This is a genomic window from Pseudomonas sp. (assembly GCF_030683065.1).
Lineage (GTDB): Bacteria > Pseudomonadota > Gammaproteobacteria > Pseudomonadales > Pseudomonadaceae > Aquipseudomonas.
The window spans coordinates 45,412-59,783 of record NZ_JAUXMX010000060.1; the positions used below are offsets into that span (position 1 = coordinate 45,412).

The window sequence follows — 14,372 nt, forward strand, 5'->3', positions numbered from 1 at the left end:
TTGCAGATTAGGCGCTGACTGGGATCATGCCGTGTTGCTGCACTGGCGACCCGGCGAACCACTGGGATAACAGACAGTCCAACCCAATCACCCCTACCCTCTCTCCGCCGGGCACAGAACTCAATGTCTCCACGTAAAAAAATCGTCGTAGTCAGCCTCAGCCTGTTCCTCGGCGCCTGTCAGAACCTGCTCCCAGGCGATAGTGCGCTGCCGGTACAACGTGTCGCCTGGGAGAGTATTCAACCCGGCTGTGCGGGCGACACCTGCCCGTTGGTGAATATCGATACACTGATTTTTCCCGACGAGCCGCAGCTCAGTGCGTTGATCGAACGGCGCCTGCTACAGATGACCAACAACACGCCGGACACACCGCTGCCTGCCTCGCTGAGGTCCTACGAAAAAGACTTCCTGCACAGCGCCAAGCACGGCTGGCACACTTACCTGCAAGCCAAGGTGCGCGAGCAACATGATCAACTGGTGATCATCGAATTCTCCAGCTACCTGTCCACCGGCGGGGCACACGGTATGCCTGGTCGCGGCTTCATCAACTACGATCGCACGCTGGAAAAAGCGCTTAGCCTGCAGGACATGCTGCTACCCGGCCAGGCAGCCGCATTCTGGAACCTCGCCGAGCAAGCCCACGCCGGCTGGCTGACCGCCAACCAGCTGGATCAAGACCCCGAGTTCGTCAGCAGCTGGCCGTTCGAGCGCACCGACAACGTTGCGTTCGGCAAAGCCGCGGTGCTGCTGAAATACAACGTCTACAGCATTGCGCCCTACGCCAGCGGACATCCGCAACTAACGATTCCTTACAGTCAGCTGCAAGGCATCCTCAAACCGCAATACGTTCCCGCCCACGACTGAAGGTGCCGAAGACCAACTGCAGCACGCCGGCCAACAACAGAGCAGGCAGGGTCGCACCGATCTCGGGCCAGAAATTCGCCAACAGATGGTAGATGATGGCGCCGCAAGCCCAGGCCAGCAGGGTATCCCAGCGCAACGCCACGCGCGGCGCCAGCTCCGCACGGCGGCGGCGCAAGATGAAGTGATCGACCAGCACCACACCGAATAGTGGAGCGAACACCGAGCCGATCAACAACAGGAAGTTCTGGTACTCGGCTAGCGGCGCAAACCAGGCGATCAGGGTGCACAGCGCACCGATGACCAGCGCCAGCAGCGCGACCTTGAACGGCAGCAGAATACCGACCGAGACCGCGGCCGAATGGATGTCGGCAAAGGCGTTTTCCGACTCATCGAGCAGGATCAGCAGCAACGGAATACCCAAGCCGGCACCCGCCAAAGCCAACAACAGGGCATTGACTTCTTCGTTGGAGGCAAAGGCCAGGGTGTAAGCCACGCCCAGGCTCATCAACCAGAAGTTACCCACGAAAAATCCCACTGCGGTGCCACCGAACACCCGACCAGCCGCCTTACCAAAACGCGAGTAATCGGCTATCAGTGGCAGCCAGGACAGCGGCATGGCAATCGCAATGTCAAAGCCCAGGGCAAACGGCATCGAACCGTCGCCAGTGCGCGCCCATAGCGCGGCGAGATCGGCCTTGTCGAACAGGTTCCAGGTCAACCAAAGGCAGGCACCGAGCAGCAGCCAGATCCCCCATTTACGCAAAATACGCCGCACGAAGGTCAGTGGGCCAGCCACCGCCAGCAGGGTCGCAAGCCCGCCAAAAAACAGGGTCCACAGGCCTGGACTGTTCCACATGCTGCCTTCGCCAAAAGCGCGCACCGCCAACACACTGGCGGCATCGCGCATGACGATGATCTCGAATGCGCCCCAGCCGACCAGTTGCAAAAGATTGAGCAAGGCCGGTACCACGACCCCCTTGCTGCCCAGGCTGAGCCTCAGCGCCGCCATGGACGACAGTCCGGTATCGGTGCCAATCACCGCGACCGAACCCAACAACAACACCCCGACAGCCGTACCACAGGCAATCGCCAGCAGTGCCCCGCTCATGCCCAAACCCGGCGCCAGCAAGGCACCAAGCTGCAGCACCATCAGGCCGATCCCCAGGGAAAACCACAGGGAAAACATGTCACGCGCGCCAAACACACGCTGCCCGATTGACACCGGCAAATGCGGCGAATAGCTAGTAGGGATATTCACAATCAGTAAAGTCTCAAAGAACTTAATGGGCAACGCCAGGAGCAAGCTCCTGGCGTCGGGTAACGCGTCAGACCTGCTTGTAGATCACCGACCCTTCATCCTTGAAGCGCCCGGATTGCTCGGCGAACCCGGCCTCGATGGCCTTCTGCTCATCGGTAAGGCCATGAATCTTGGCGTAATCGCGTACTTCCTGGGTAATCTTCATCGAGCAAAACTTCGGCCCGCACATGGAGCAGAAGTGCGCGACCTTGGCCGAGTCCTTGGGCAGGGTCTCGTCGTGGTAGCTGCGTGCGGTGTCAGGGTCCAGGCCGAGGTTGAACTGGTCTTCCCAGCGGAACTCGAAACGCGCCTTGCTCAGCGCGTTGTCGCGGATCTGCGCGCCCGGATGACCCTTGGCCAAGTCAGCGGCGTGGGCAGCGATCTTGTAGGTGATGATCCCGGTTTTCACGTCATCCTTGTTCGGCAGGCCCAGGTGTTCCTTGGGCGTGACGTAGCAGAGCATGGCGCAGCAGAACCAGCCAATCATCGCCGCACCGATACCGCTGGTGATGTGGTCGTAGCCAGGGGCGATGTCGGTGGTCAGCGGGCCGAGGGTGTAGAACGGCGCCTCGTCGCAGCATTCGAGCTGCTTGTCCATGTTCTCCTTGATCAGCTGCATCGGCACATGGCCAGGGCCTTCGATCATGGTTTGCACGTCATGTTTCCAGGCGATCTTGGTCAGCTCGCCGAGGGTTTCCAGCTCGCCAAACTGCGCAGCGTCATTGGCGTCGGCAATCGAACCCGGGCGCAGGCCGTCACCCAGCGAGAAGCTGACGTCGTAGGCCTTCATGATTTCGCAGATGTCTTCGAAGTGGGTGTAGAGGAAGTTTTCCTGGTGATGGGCCAGGCACCACTTGGCCATGATCGAGCCGCCACGGCTGACGATACCGGTAACCCGCTTGGCGGTCAGCGGCACATAACGCAGTAGCACGCCGGCGTGGATGGTGAAGTAATCGACGCCCTGCTCAGCCTGCTCGATCAGGGTGTCGCGGAACAGCTCCCAGGTCAGGTCTTCGGCCACGCCGTTGACCTTCTCCAGCGCCTGGTAGATTGGCACGGTACCGATCGGCACCGGCGAGTTGCGGATGATCCACTCGCGGGTTTCGTGAATGTGCTTGCCGGTGGACAGGTCCATCACCGTGTCCGAACCCCAACGGATGCCCCAGGTCAACTTGGCCACTTCTTCCTCGATCGAGGAGCCCAGCGCCGAGTTGCCGATGTTGCCGTTGATCTTCACCAAAAAGTTGCGGCCGATGATCATCGGCTCCAGCTCGGTGTGGTTGATGTTGGCAGGGATGATGGCGCGGCCGCGGGCGATTTCATCGCGGACGAACTCGGCGGTGATCTGCTTGGGCACACTGGCGCCGAAGCTCTGGCCAGCGTGTTGCTGGTCGAGCAGGCCGGCAGCACGAGCCTCCTCCAGCTTGAGATTCTCGCGGAGCGCGACGTATTCCATCTCCGCGGTGATGATGCCCTGACGCGCGTAGTGCATCTGGCTGACGTTCTTGCCAGCCTTGGCCCGACGCGGGTTGCGCACATGGGCGAAGCGCATCTTGGTCAACTCGGGATTGACCAGGCGTTCCTGGCCGAAGTGCGACGACAGGCCGTCGAGCAATTCGGTGTCACCACGGTCGTCGATCCAGGCCGAACGCACATCGCCCAAGCCCTGACGCACATCGATGGTCACGGCAGGATCGGTATAGGGGCCGGAGGTGTCGTAGATCAGCACCGGCGCATTGATTTCACCACCGAACTCGGTCGGGGTGATGTCGAGACTGATCTCACGCATTGGTACGCGGATGTCTGGACGCGAGCCTTGCACGTAGATTTTCTGCGAGCGCGGAAATGGCTGGATCGACTGCTGGTCGACTTCAGCACTTTCACTGAGGTTCTTCAGGCTGTTGTTTTGTTGTTGTGTGCTCATCGGCTGGTGCTCTCCTGGGACGAAATGTCGGAGCGAACCTGGAGCGGATGAGCGCGTACGGAGTGCACCGAAAATGGTGCCGAGAAGACTCGTCAGGGGAGTAGACGAGGACATCTTGTTCCCTACGCAGGCCTTAACCTGATCAGGTTCAACGGGATCCGGCAGCTGCCAATCTCAGCCCCGCAAATGGGGCACCCCGACAAGAACCCGACCAGTCTAATCAAGACGCCACGATAAAACCAACCAGAGAGTCAAAAAAGCATGACCCGCACGTCGGTTAGTGACGACAGCAGTCCTGTGGCGCAAATTGTTACGAATAGGCAACATGGCTTGTAGCAAACTAAACTCGATGCTCAAAAAGCATGCCTTGACCCTCCCCGGCAGCGCCGCTTAGCCTTACCGATAATCGCCAATCTCAGGATCCTCCCCCATGTTGCGCAGACTCTCCCTGACTCTTGCTGTGACCGCCGCTTCGGCCGGCCTGGCCTGGGCAGAACAGCTCCCGCCGTCCGTCAAGACTGACCTCGTCACGGTCTATCAGGAAGCCGCCGACAACAACGCAGACCTCGCAGCTGCGCGCGCCGACTACCAGGCCCGTCGCGAAGTCGTACCCCAGGCGCGTTCAGGCTTGCTGCCCAACCTTTCGGCAGGCGCTAATCTGAGCGATAGTCGCACCCAGATCGACTCACCCGCCAATACCGTCTCACGCAGCGGCACGGTGTATCAGGCCAACCTCAGTCAGCCGTTGTTTCGCGCCGACCGCTGGTTCCAGCTGCAGGCTGCCGAAGCCAGTAGTGAGCAAGCAGCGCTGGAACTGTCTGCCATCGAGCAGACCCTGATTTTGCAGAGCGCAGAAACTTATTTCGCGGTGCTAAGGGCTCAGGACACACTGGCCTCGACCAAGGCCGAAGAAGCCGCTTTCAAACGCCAACTCGACCAGGCTAACGAGCGTTTCGATGTCGGCCTGTCGGACAAGACCGATGTGCTCGAAGCCCAGGCCGGCTTCGATACCGCGCGAGCCAACCGGATCCTCGCCAATCGCCAGGTCGAAGATGCATTTCAGGCACTGATCACCCTGACTAACCGTGAGCATCCGGCGCTCGAGGGTATCGAGCACAGCCTGCCGATCCTCCCCCCGACACCGAACGACGCCAAAGCCTGGGTCGATACTGCCGCCGCGCAGAATCTTAACTTGCAAGCCAGCAATTACGCGGTGAACGCTGCCGAAGAAACCTTGCGCCAGCGTAAGTCGGGGCATGCCCCGACCTTGGACGCAGTGGCCAGTTACCAGAAAGGTGACAACGACAGCCTTGGTTTCAGCAACAATGCCAGCAGCGGCAACTCATTCAGCGGCGATGTCGAGCAGCGTTCGATTGGCCTGCAACTTAATATCCCTCTGTACAGCGGCGGCCTGACCAGCTCGCAGGTGCGCGAAGCCTACCAGCGCGTCAACCAGAGCGAACAACTGCGCGAAAGCCTGCGCCGCCAGGTGGTACAGAACACCCGTGACCTGCACCGTGCGGTGAATACCGACGTGGAAACCGTACAGGCGCGCAAACAATCGATCATATCCAACCAAAGCGCCCTGGAAGCCACGGAAATCGGCTATCAGGTCGGCACCCGCAATATCGTCGACGTACTTGATGCGCAACGCCAACTGTACAACTCGGTGCGTACCTATAACTTTGCCCGCTACGACTACATCCTCAACAACCTGCGTCTCAAGCAGGCTGCCGGCACCTTGAGCCCAGCCGATCTGGAAGCCTTGGAGCAATACCTCAAGTCGGACTACGACCCTGATCGTGACTTCCTTCCGCCCGACCTGGCCAAGGCCGCCGAACAACGGTTACGCGGCAATCTGGATTATTGAGTCGCTCAGATTGAGTCGCTCGGATTGCTGAGTCGCTCAACGTGAGTCGCTCGGATTGAGCGGCTCACGTTGAGCGGCTCACGTTCAGTGACACACCTCTAGCGTGCTCAGATCACATCCCGACACTCCAGACCACGCGCAAGCTCGCGTTGCCGGAAAGCCTCAAAAGCAAACGCCCCGACTAGCTCGGGGCGTTTGCTTTTGAAGGTCAAATCCACTGTCTATGCAGGCCGCAGCGTAAAGACAGATGCCATGTACAGCTCGCAGGGTGCTTGCAGACCTCCCTGGCCCCACAGCGCGAGTCGACACGTCACTAACCAGACATCTGCTGGCGATCGTGCAAGCACCTCTAGAACAAGCACCTGAATCTTAAGCGATCAGGATAAATCCAACAAAAGCCAGAGCTGCTGCGATCAAGGTATAGGGCAACTGCGTCAGGGCATGGCTGATCAGGTTGCAACCCGATCCCTGGGCAGCCAGTACGGTGGAATCACTATAGAAACAGGCCTGACTGCCGAAAGCCGACGCCGACAGCAAAGCACCAATGGTCAATGGAATATCCGCCTGTAGCGCATAAGCCAAAGGCATGACTATGGGAATAGTCACCGCGAAGATGCCCCAGGACGAACCCGTAGCGAAGGCCAACACGGCCATAGCCAGGAACACCATGGCCGGTAACATCTGCGGGCTCATGTACGGTTTGAGCGACTCCACCACGTATTGCGGCAGCATCAACTGATCGCACACATCCTTGAAGATAAAGGCAGCAACCACGATACCGATTGCCGGCAGCATGGTTTTGACCCCATCCACCATCTGATCGAGCATTTCGGACAAGGGCATCAAACGCTGCAGCATGTAGAAAGGCACGGTAATCGCCAGGGTGGCCAGCATGCCCATCCATACATCAATATCAAAATAGACAGTGAAGCCAATCAGCATCAGCAGCGGCACCAGGAAGTTGTAGAGCTTGCCGCCCTCCTTGTCCGCCCCCTCAAATTCATCCTCCAGGGATTTCATCGAGTAGTTATGCTCAGGGCTGACCTCGCCGACATGCATGGCGCCAACCGAGCCGTGACTCGCCAGCATCTCGGCCTTGCGCATGGGACCAATCGCAGGCACCACTCCGGCGGCAACCAGCACCACCAGAATCACCGCGAACCAGGCGTAGAGCATGTAGGGAATGGCTTGGATATACACGCTGATGCCCTGGCCGGTGGCGGCGATATCGTTGCTCTCCAGCAGGCCGCCAAAGAACACAGCCCAGGTCGACAGCGGTACCAGAACACAAATAGGTGCCGCAGTAGAGTCCACCACGTAGGCGAGCATCTCGCGGGAGATCTTGAAGCGATCGGTAACCCGCTTCATGGTTTCGCCCACAGTCAGAGCATTGAGGTAGTCATCAACGAAGATAACCACCCCTAGGGCAACGGTCATCAGCAGCGAAGAACGCCGCCCCCTTGCCAGCTTCAATGCCGCACGACCGAAAGCCAGGGCACCACCAGTGCGGACCAGTAGCGCGATCAATGCGCCGAAGCTACCGCAAACCAGGATCAACCAACCAATGGTTTCGTCCTGCATCACCCTGAGAGAAATTTCGGAGAAGTTGTTTAGTGACTCACCTGGCGAGAGCAGCAGTAAACCGGATACAGCGCCCAGAATCAGGGCAAGGATGGGGCGTCGCAGGAAGATAGCCAGGATCAATACGACAACGGGAGGGATCAGACTCAAAGCGCTAGGTTCGGACATGGTGGCAATTGTTCTTATTGGGGCCGCAGGACGGCGGGATCAAAGACCCCTGAACCTTACCCGAGCCGGCTTCCGCACACAATATCAAACAACACGTTCAGAATATCATTCAGCCCAGAAACAAAAAAACCGGGCCAAGGCCCGGTTTTTTCTACAACCTACAACTTACTCGGCGTCTACAGCTGCACCAGCGACCTGACGGTCAACCAGCTCAACATAGGCCATCGGAGCATTGTCGCCAGTGCGGAAACCACACTTGAGGATACGCAGATAACCGCCCTGACGGGTGGCATAACGCTTGCCCAGGTCGTTAAACAACTTACCGACAATGGCTTTCGAACGCGTACGGTCGAAGGCCAGACGACGGTTTGCAACACTGTCTTCTTTAGCCAGAGTAATCAGCGGCTCGGCAACGCGACGCAGCTCTTTGGCTTTCGGCAGAGTAGTTTTGATCAGCTCATGCTCGAACAGCGACACCGCCATGTTCTGGAACATAGCCTTACGGTGTGCGCTGGTGCGGCTGAGGTGACGGCCACTTTTACGATGACGCATGGTTCAATTCCTTACCAAACTGAAGTTCGGTGATGATGACGATCAGGCAGTAGCCTTATCGTCTTTCTTCAGACTTGCCGGTGGCCAATTGTCGAGGCGCATACCGAGGGAAAGACCGCGAGAAGCCAGAACGTCCTTGATTTCAGTCAGGGATTTCTTGCCCAGGTTCGGCGTTTTCAACAGTTCTACTTCGGTGCGCTGAATCAGGTCGCCGATGTAGTAGATGTTCTCTGCCTTGAGGCAGTTCGCCGAACGTACAGTCAATTCCAGGTCATCAACCGGACGAAGCAAGATTGGATCAATTTCGTCTTCCTGCTCGATAACCACAGGCTCACTGTCACCCTTGAGGTCGACGAATGCAGCCAACTGCTGTTGCAGAATGGTTGCAGCACGACGAATAGCCTCTTCAGGATCCAGAGTACCGTTGGTCTCCAGGTCAATAACCAACTTGTCCAAGTTAGTCCGCTGCTCAACACGAGCGTTCTCTACCACGTACGACACACGGCGGACCGGGCTGAACGAAGCATCCAGCTGCAAGCGACCAATGCTGCGGCTTTCATCTTCATCGCTCTGACGAGCATCAGCCGGCTCATAGCCGCGACCACGAGCTACTGTGAGCCTCATGTTCAGCACGCCAGTGGAGGCCATGTTGGCGATCACGTGGTCGCCGTTGACGATTTCGACATCATGATCCAGCTGAATATCGGCAGCGGTAACTACACCCGAGCCCTTCTTCGCCAGAGTCAGCGTAACTTCGTCGCGACCGTGCAACTTTATAGCCAGACCTTTCAGGTTAAGCAGGATTTCAATGACATCTTCCTGAATACCTTCAATGGCGCTGTACTCATGGAGTACACCGTCAATCTCGGCCTCGACTACTGCACAGCCAGGCATAGAGGACAACAGGATGCGGCGCAGCGCGTTGCCCAAGGTGTGGCCAAAGCCACGCTCGAGAGGCTCGAGCGTAATCTTGGCGCGGGTCGGACTGACCACCTGCACATCAATATGGCGGGGGGTCAGGAACTCATTTACCGAAATCTGCATGGATGCACCTATTTTCTAGCCCTTACTTGGAGTAGAGCTCGACAATCAGGCTTTCGTTGATGTCAGCGGACAGATCACTGCGAATAGGCACGGCTTTAAATACGCCGGACTTCTTCTCAATGTCTACTTCTACCCATTCAACGCGGCCACGCTGGGCACACAGCTCAAGAGCCTGAACAATGCGCAGCTGATTCTTCGACTTCTCGCGAACTGCAACGACGTCGCCAGCTTTAACCTGGTAAGACGGCACGTTTACAGTTTTACCGTTTACGCTGATCGCTTTGTGCGAAACCAGCTGACGGGATTCGGCGCGAGTAGCACCGTAACCCATGCGGTAAACCACGTTATCCAGACGGCACTCGAGCAGTTGCAACAGGTTCTCACCAGTAGCACCTTTCTTGCCGGCTGCTTCTTTGTAATAACCACTGAACTGACGCTCAAGAACACCGTAGATACGACGAACTTTTTGCTTTTCACGCAGCTGGGTGCCGTAGTCGGACTGACGGCCACGGCGCTGACCGTGGATACCTGGGGCTGCTTCGATGTTGCACTTCGATTCCAGGGCGCGTACGCCACTTTTCAGGAAAAGATCAGTGCCTTCACGACGAGACAGTTTGCATTTGGGACCAATGTAACGAGCCATTTCTCACTGTCTCCTGATTACACGCGACGCTTCTTCGAAGGACGGCATCCGTTGTGCGGGATGGGTGTCACATCGGTAATGCTGGCGATCTTGTATCCGCAGCCGTTCAATGCACGAACAGCGGACTCACGACCCGGACCTGGACCCTTGACGTTAACGTCGAGGTTCTTCAGACCGAATTCCAGCGCAGCTTGACCAGCACGTTCAGCAGCCACCTGGGCAGCGAACGGGGTGCTTTTACGCGAGCCGCGGAAGCCTGAACCACCAGAAGTGGCCCAAGACAGGGCGTTGCCCTGACGGTCAGTAATGGTCACGATTGTGTTGTTAAAGGAAGCGTGGATGTGGGCGATGCCATCAACCACTGTCTTTTTGACTTTCTTACGAGTACGAGCAGCAGGTTTTGCCATGACTAAATTCCTGTCGATGCGCGAATGCGATTACTTGCGGATCGGCTTACGCGGGCCCTTACGGGTACGCGCGTTGGTCTTGGTACGCTGACCGCGAACCGGCAGACCACGACGATGACGCAGGCCGCGGTAGCAGCCCAAGTCCATCAAGCGCTTGATTTTCATGTTCACTTCACGACGCAGGTCACCTTCGGTATTCACCTTGGAGACTTCGCCACGCAGCTGCTCGATCTGCTCGTCAGAGAGATCCTTGATCTTCACTGCCGGATTAACACCAGCAGCCGCACAGATTTTCTGCGCGGTAGTGCGACCAACACCAAAGATGTAGGTCAACGAGATAACAGTGTGCTTGTTATCCGGAATGTTTACGCCTGCAATACGGGCCATTCAGTGGAACTCCAATTGACAGCTACCTACGCCCCGGAAGCCAAGAAATGAGGCGCGAGATATTAGCGCTGTAGAAACAAATAATCAACCCGGCAGCGCACTAGCTGCCGGGCTTGTATCTTAAATCACACTCAGCCTTGGCGCTGTTTGTGACGCGGCTCCGCGCTGCAGATAACTCGAACGACACCTTCACGACGAATAATCTTGCAGTTACGGCACAGCTTTTTCACCGATGCACGAACTTTCATCACCAACTCCTCGAACCTTATGGGCACTTCAGCGCATCATGCCGCTGCCGTGGCCCTTCAGGTTGGCTTTCTTCATCAGGGATTCGTACTGGTGCGAAACGAGGTGCGATTGTACTTGCGACATAAAGTCCATCACAACCACTACGACGATCAGCAACGAGGTCCCGCCAAGATAGAACGGTACGTTAGCCGCCACCACCAGAAACTGGGGCAACAGGCAAACGGCCGTCATGTACAGAGCACCGAACATGGTCAAACGAGTCAACACGCCATCGATATAGCGCGCCGACTGCTCACCTGGACGGATACCCGGAATAAAGGCACCGGACTTCTTCAGGTTTTCCGCTACGTCTTTCGGATTGAACATCAATGCTGTGTAGAAGAAGCAAAAGAAAACGATCCCCGCACTAAACAGCAAAATGTTCAACGGCTGACCAGGAGCGATAGCCTGTGAAATATCCTGCAGCCAGCCCATACCCTCAGACTGACCAAACCAGGCACCCAGCGAGGCCGGGAACAACAGAAGGCTGCTGGCGAAAATGGCCGGGATAACCCCCGCCATATTCACCTTCAACGGCAAGTGGCTGGTCTGCGCAGCAAAGACCTTACGGCCCTGCTGACGCTTGGCGTAGTGCACCGCGATACGACGCTGGCCACGCTCAATGAACACCACAAAACCGATAATCGCTACTGCCAACAAACCGATGGCAATCAAGGCAAAGATATTGATATCACCCTGGCGAGCAGACTCGAAAGACTGCCCGATTGCCGACGGCAGACCGGCTACGATGCCCGCAAAAATCAGCATCGAAATACCGTTGCCAACACCACGCTCAGTGATCTGCTCGCCTAGCCACATCATAAACATCGCACCCGCCACAAACGTGGTGACTGCAACGAAGTGGAAGCCGAAATCGCCTGAAAACGCGACGCCCTGACTCGCCAAGCCAACGGACATGCCGATTGCTTGAACGAATGCCAAGACTAGGGTGCCGTAGCGGGTGTATTGGCTGATCTTGCGACGACCAGCCTCACCTTCCTTCTTCAACTGCTCCAACTGTGGGCTAACAGCGGTCATGAGCTGCATGATGATCGACGCCGAAATATACGGCATGATCCCCAATGCAAAAATGCTCATGCGCTCAAGCGCACCACCGGAAAACATGTTGAACAAGCTAAGAATGGTCCCCTCATTCTGTCGAAACAGGTCCGCCAACCGGTCCGGATTGATGCCTGGAACTGGGATGTGTGCGCCAATCCGGTAGACGATAATCGCCATGAACAGAAAGCGCAGACGAGCCCAGAGCTCGGATAACCCGCCATTGCTGAGCGCTGAGAGAGCACCTTGCTTAGCCATTTATTCCTCGAACTTACCGCCAGCTGCTTCAATAGCCGCACGCGCACCTTTGGTGGCAGCGATACCTTTAAGGGTGACAGCGCAAGTAACCTCACCGGACAGCATGACTTTCACACGCCGTACATGTTGGTTAATCAGGTTGGCATCCTTCAGCGTTTGCAGAGTAATTACCCCGCCTTCGACCTTGTTCAGCTCAGAAGTACGCACTTCTGCGCGATCCATAGCCTTCAAGGAAACGAAACCGAACTTGGGCAAACGACGGTGCAGAGGCTGCTGGCCGCCTTCAAAACCCGGAGCAATGGAACCACCGGAGCGGGAGGATTGACCCTTGTGGCCGCGGCCACCAGTCTTACCCAACCCACTACCGATACCACGGCCCGGACGGTGCTTCTCGCGACGGGAACCCGGCGCAGGACTCAAATCGTTCAGGTACATGAATTAACCCTCGACTCGCAGCATGTAGTAAGCCTTGTTGATCATCCCGCGATTCTCGGGAGTATCCAGCACTTCTACGGTGTGACCAATGCGACGCAGACCCAAACCCTTCACACAAAGCTTATGGTTGGGAATGCGGCCGGTCATGCTTTTGATCAGCGTGACTTTTACGGTATTAGCCATGATTAGAGAATCTCCTCGACGCTCTTGCCACGCTTGGCCGCAATGGAATCAGGCGACTGCATAGCTTTCAAACCTTTGAAAGTGGCATGCACCACGTTCACGGGGTTAGTCGAGCCGTAGCATTTAGCCAGAACGTTTTGTACACCAGCCACTTCTAGAACAGCACGCATAGCGCCACCAGCAATAATGCCGGTACCCTCGGAAGCCGGCTGCATGTACACCTTGGAGGCGCCATGTGCAGATTTCATTGCGTACTGCAGAGTGGTGCCGTTCAGGTCCACCTGGATCATGTTGCGACGAGCAGCTTCCATAGCTTTCTGGATAGCAGCTGGCACTTCACGGGATTTTCCACGGCCGAAACCAACGCGACCCTTACCATCACCCACTACGGTCAACGCAGTGAAAGTGAAAATACGGCCACCCTTTACGGTTTTGGCAACACGGTTAACCTGTACCAGCTTCTCGATATAGCCTTCGTCGCGCTTTTGGTCGTTATTTGCCATAACTTAGAACTCCAGCCCGCCTTCACGAGCAGCATCAGCCAGCGCCTTAACGCGGCCGTGGTACTTGAAGCCAGAACGGTCGAATGCAACCTGAGTAACCCCAGCGGCTTTCGCACGCTCGGCAACCAGCTCGCCAACTTTCTTGGCCGCGTCGATGTTGCCAGTGGCACCATCACGCAGTGCTTTGTCCAAGGTAGAGGCGCTGGCCAGAACCTTGCTGCCGTCGGCCGAAATGACCTGGGCATAGATGTGCTGCGAAGAGCGATACACGCAGAGACGCACAGCTTCGAGCTCGTGCATTTTCAGGCGTGCCTTGCGAGCGCGACGCAGTCGAGTAACTTTTTTGTCGGTCATTTGCTATGCCCTACTTCTTCTTGGCTTCTTTACGGCGGACGACTTCGTCTGCGTAACGAACACCCTTGCCCTTATAAGGTTCAGGACGACGGAAGTCACGAATCTCCGCAGCGACCTGACCAACCAGTTGTTTGTCGACACCCTTGATCAGGATCTCGGTCTGGTTCGGGGTTTCAGCAACCACACCTTCCGGCAACTCATAGTCGATCGGATGGGAGAAGCCGAGAGCGAGGTTCAACACCTGACCTTTGGCTTGCGCCTTGTAACCAACACCGACCAGCTGCAGCTTGCGCTCGAAGCCAGTACTAACGCCGATCACCATGTTATTGACCAATGCACGAGTAGTGCCGGCCATGGCGCGAGTCTGCTGATCACCATTGCGAGCTGCGAAACGCAACTCACCGGCTTCATGCAGGATCTCAACGGACGAGTGAACATTCAGTTCTAGAGCACCCTTGGCACCCTTTACCGACAGCTGCTGACCGGTGAGACTGACCTCAACACCAGCGGGCAACGTAACGGGGTTCTTAGCAACGCGAGACATGCTTATTCCCC

17 protein-coding genes and 1 riboswitch are annotated in these 14,372 nt (G+C 57.0%); of the genes, 2 read left to right on the forward strand and 15 right to left on the reverse strand.

The features are described from left to right. Nucleotides 1-123: 123 nt before the first annotated feature. A complete protein-coding gene (locus tag Q8K09_RS18365; RefSeq protein ID WP_305256433.1) occupies nt 124-864 on the forward strand; it encodes an RsiV family protein in 741 nt (246 codons plus the stop codon). Here Q8K09_RS18365 and cytX read toward each other — a convergent pair. Together cytX and thiC are read right to left on the reverse strand one after the other, a co-directional pair. Further along, nucleotides 833-2,122 carry a putative hydroxymethylpyrimidine transporter CytX gene (cytX, locus tag Q8K09_RS18370; RefSeq protein WP_305256434.1) on the reverse strand — a complete coding sequence of 430 codons (1,290 nt, stop codon included), beginning with the start codon at nt 2,120-2,122 and terminating at the stop codon, nt 833-835. The two genes, Q8K09_RS18365 and cytX, sit on opposite strands and share 32 nt — an antisense overlap. Nucleotides 2,123-2,189: 67 nt before the next feature. Continuing rightward, the gene (thiC, locus tag Q8K09_RS18375; RefSeq protein WP_305256435.1) at nt 2,190-4,085 is read right to left on the reverse strand and encodes a phosphomethylpyrimidine synthase ThiC; all 1,896 of its coding nucleotides are present in this window, start codon (nt 4,083-4,085) and stop codon (nt 2,190-2,192) included. A gap of 102 nt (nt 4,086-4,187) precedes the next feature. Further along, a riboswitch (TPP riboswitch) is annotated at nt 4,188-4,294 on the reverse strand. Nucleotides 4,295-4,515: 221 nt separating this feature from the next. On the opposite strand from thiC, the gene Q8K09_RS18380 reads away from it, so the two are divergent. Further along, the gene (locus Q8K09_RS18380) at nt 4,516-5,955 is read left to right on the forward strand and encodes a TolC family outer membrane protein (protein ID WP_305256436.1); all 1,440 of its coding nucleotides are present in this window, start codon (nt 4,516-4,518) and stop codon (nt 5,953-5,955) included. A gap of 369 nt (nt 5,956-6,324) precedes the next feature. On the opposite strand, the gene Q8K09_RS18385 is transcribed toward Q8K09_RS18380, so the two are convergent. The 13 genes from Q8K09_RS18385 to rplF all read right to left on the reverse strand — a co-directional run bounded on the left by Q8K09_RS18385 (nt 6,325) and on the right by rplF (nt 14,361). Continuing rightward, nucleotides 6,325-7,704, reverse strand: coding sequence for a Na+/H+ antiporter NhaC family protein (locus Q8K09_RS18385; RefSeq protein ID WP_305256437.1), 1,380 nt, complete (start codon nt 7,702-7,704; stop codon nt 6,325-6,327). A gap of 165 nt (nt 7,705-7,869) precedes the next feature. Beyond that, nucleotides 7,870-8,256 carry a 50S ribosomal protein L17 gene (gene rplQ, locus Q8K09_RS18390; protein WP_305256439.1) on the reverse strand — a complete coding sequence of 129 codons (387 nt, stop codon included), beginning with the start codon at nt 8,254-8,256 and terminating at the stop codon, nt 7,870-7,872. Nucleotides 8,257-8,298: 42 nt separating this feature from the next. Further along, entirely contained in the window at nt 8,299-9,300 is a 1,002-nt protein-coding gene (rpoA, locus tag Q8K09_RS18395; protein WP_305256440.1) for a DNA-directed RNA polymerase subunit alpha, read from the reverse strand. A 22-nt stretch (nt 9,301-9,322) separates the two neighbouring features. Continuing rightward, nucleotides 9,323-9,943, reverse strand: coding sequence for a 30S ribosomal protein S4 (gene rpsD, locus Q8K09_RS18400; protein ID WP_305256441.1), 621 nt, complete (start codon nt 9,941-9,943; stop codon nt 9,323-9,325). Nucleotides 9,944-9,960: 17 nt separating this feature from the next. Then, nucleotides 9,961-10,350, reverse strand: a complete 390-nt coding sequence (gene rpsK / locus Q8K09_RS18405) for a 30S ribosomal protein S11 (protein ID WP_079204538.1) — start codon at nt 10,348-10,350, stop codon at nt 9,961-9,963. A gap of 30 nt (nt 10,351-10,380) precedes the next feature. Continuing rightward, nucleotides 10,381-10,737: a 30S ribosomal protein S13 gene (rpsM, locus tag Q8K09_RS18410; RefSeq protein WP_305256442.1), complete on the reverse strand. Its 357-nt coding sequence runs from the start codon at nt 10,735-10,737 to the stop codon at nt 10,381-10,383. A 131-nt stretch (nt 10,738-10,868) separates the two neighbouring features. Further along, the gene (gene rpmJ, locus Q8K09_RS18415; RefSeq protein WP_002555468.1) at nt 10,869-10,985 is read right to left on the reverse strand and encodes a 50S ribosomal protein L36; all 117 of its coding nucleotides are present in this window, start codon (nt 10,983-10,985) and stop codon (nt 10,869-10,871) included. Nucleotides 10,986-11,013: 28 nt separating this feature from the next. Beyond that, nucleotides 11,014-12,342 carry a preprotein translocase subunit SecY gene (secY, locus tag Q8K09_RS18420; RefSeq protein ID WP_305256443.1) on the reverse strand — a complete coding sequence of 443 codons (1,329 nt, stop codon included), beginning with the start codon at nt 12,340-12,342 and terminating at the stop codon, nt 11,014-11,016. Further along, nucleotides 12,343-12,777, reverse strand: coding sequence for a 50S ribosomal protein L15 (gene rplO / locus Q8K09_RS18425; RefSeq protein WP_305256444.1), 435 nt, complete (start codon nt 12,775-12,777; stop codon nt 12,343-12,345). Between the two features lie 3 nt (nt 12,778-12,780). Beyond that, complete coding sequence (gene rpmD, locus Q8K09_RS18430) at nt 12,781-12,960, reverse strand: 50S ribosomal protein L30 (RefSeq protein ID WP_079204534.1); 180 nt, start codon at nt 12,958-12,960, stop codon at nt 12,781-12,783. A gap of 2 nt (nt 12,961-12,962) precedes the next feature. Further along, nucleotides 12,963-13,463, reverse strand: a complete 501-nt coding sequence (gene rpsE / locus Q8K09_RS18435; RefSeq protein WP_305256445.1) for a 30S ribosomal protein S5 — start codon at nt 13,461-13,463, stop codon at nt 12,963-12,965. Nucleotides 13,464-13,466: 3 nt separating this feature from the next. Continuing rightward, complete coding sequence (gene rplR, locus Q8K09_RS18440; protein ID WP_036999709.1) at nt 13,467-13,817, reverse strand: 50S ribosomal protein L18; 351 nt, start codon at nt 13,815-13,817, stop codon at nt 13,467-13,469. A 10-nt stretch (nt 13,818-13,827) separates the two neighbouring features. Beyond that, nucleotides 13,828-14,361 (reverse strand): 50S ribosomal protein L6, encoded by a 534-nt coding sequence (gene rplF, locus Q8K09_RS18445; RefSeq protein WP_305256446.1) that lies wholly within the window; start codon nt 14,359-14,361, stop codon nt 13,828-13,830. Nucleotides 14,362-14,372: the final 11 nt, after the last annotated feature.

Excerpts from the sequence above, each read along its gene's own strand:
- Q8K09_RS18365 (WP_305256433.1), top strand. The coding sequence starts at position 124 with ATGTCTCCACGTAAAAAAATCGTCGTAGTCAGCCTCAGCCTGTTCCTC.
- thiC (WP_305256435.1), bottom strand. The coding sequence starts at position 4,085 with ATGAGCACACAACAACAAAACAACAGCCTGAAGAACCTCAGTGAAAGT.
- Q8K09_RS18380 (WP_305256436.1), top strand. The coding sequence starts at position 4,516 with ATGTTGCGCAGACTCTCCCTGACTCTTGCTGTGACCGCCGCTTCGGCC.
- Q8K09_RS18385 (WP_305256437.1), bottom strand. The coding sequence starts at position 7,704 with ATGTCCGAACCTAGCGCTTTGAGTCTGATCCCTCCCGTTGTCGTATTG.
- rplQ (WP_305256439.1), bottom strand. The coding sequence starts at position 8,256 with ATGCGTCATCGTAAAAGTGGCCGTCACCTCAGCCGCACCAGCGCACAC.
- rpoA (WP_305256440.1), bottom strand. The coding sequence starts at position 9,300 with ATGCAGATTTCGGTAAATGAGTTCCTGACCCCCCGCCATATTGATGTG.
- rpsD (WP_305256441.1), bottom strand. The coding sequence starts at position 9,943 with ATGGCTCGTTACATTGGTCCCAAATGCAAACTGTCTCGTCGTGAAGGC.
- rpsK (WP_079204538.1), bottom strand. The coding sequence starts at position 10,350 with ATGGCAAAACCTGCTGCTCGTACTCGTAAGAAAGTCAAAAAGACAGTG.
- rpsM (WP_305256442.1), bottom strand. The coding sequence starts at position 10,737 with ATGGCCCGTATTGCAGGCGTAAACATTCCGGATAACAAGCACACTGTT.
- rpmJ (WP_002555468.1), bottom strand. The coding sequence starts at position 10,985 with ATGAAAGTTCGTGCATCGGTGAAAAAGCTGTGCCGTAACTGCAAGATT.
- secY (WP_305256443.1), bottom strand. The coding sequence starts at position 12,342 with ATGGCTAAGCAAGGTGCTCTCTCAGCGCTCAGCAATGGCGGGTTATCC.
- rplO (WP_305256444.1), bottom strand. The coding sequence starts at position 12,777 with ATGTACCTGAACGATTTGAGTCCTGCGCCGGGTTCCCGTCGCGAGAAG.
- rpmD (WP_079204534.1), bottom strand. The coding sequence starts at position 12,960 with ATGGCTAATACCGTAAAAGTCACGCTGATCAAAAGCATGACCGGCCGC.
- rpsE (WP_305256445.1), bottom strand. The coding sequence starts at position 13,463 with ATGGCAAATAACGACCAAAAGCGCGACGAAGGCTATATCGAGAAGCTG.
- rplR (WP_036999709.1), bottom strand. The coding sequence starts at position 13,817 with ATGACCGACAAAAAAGTTACTCGACTGCGTCGCGCTCGCAAGGCACGC.
- rplF (WP_305256446.1), bottom strand. The coding sequence starts at position 14,361 with ATGTCTCGCGTTGCTAAGAACCCCGTTACGTTGCCCGCTGGTGTTGAG.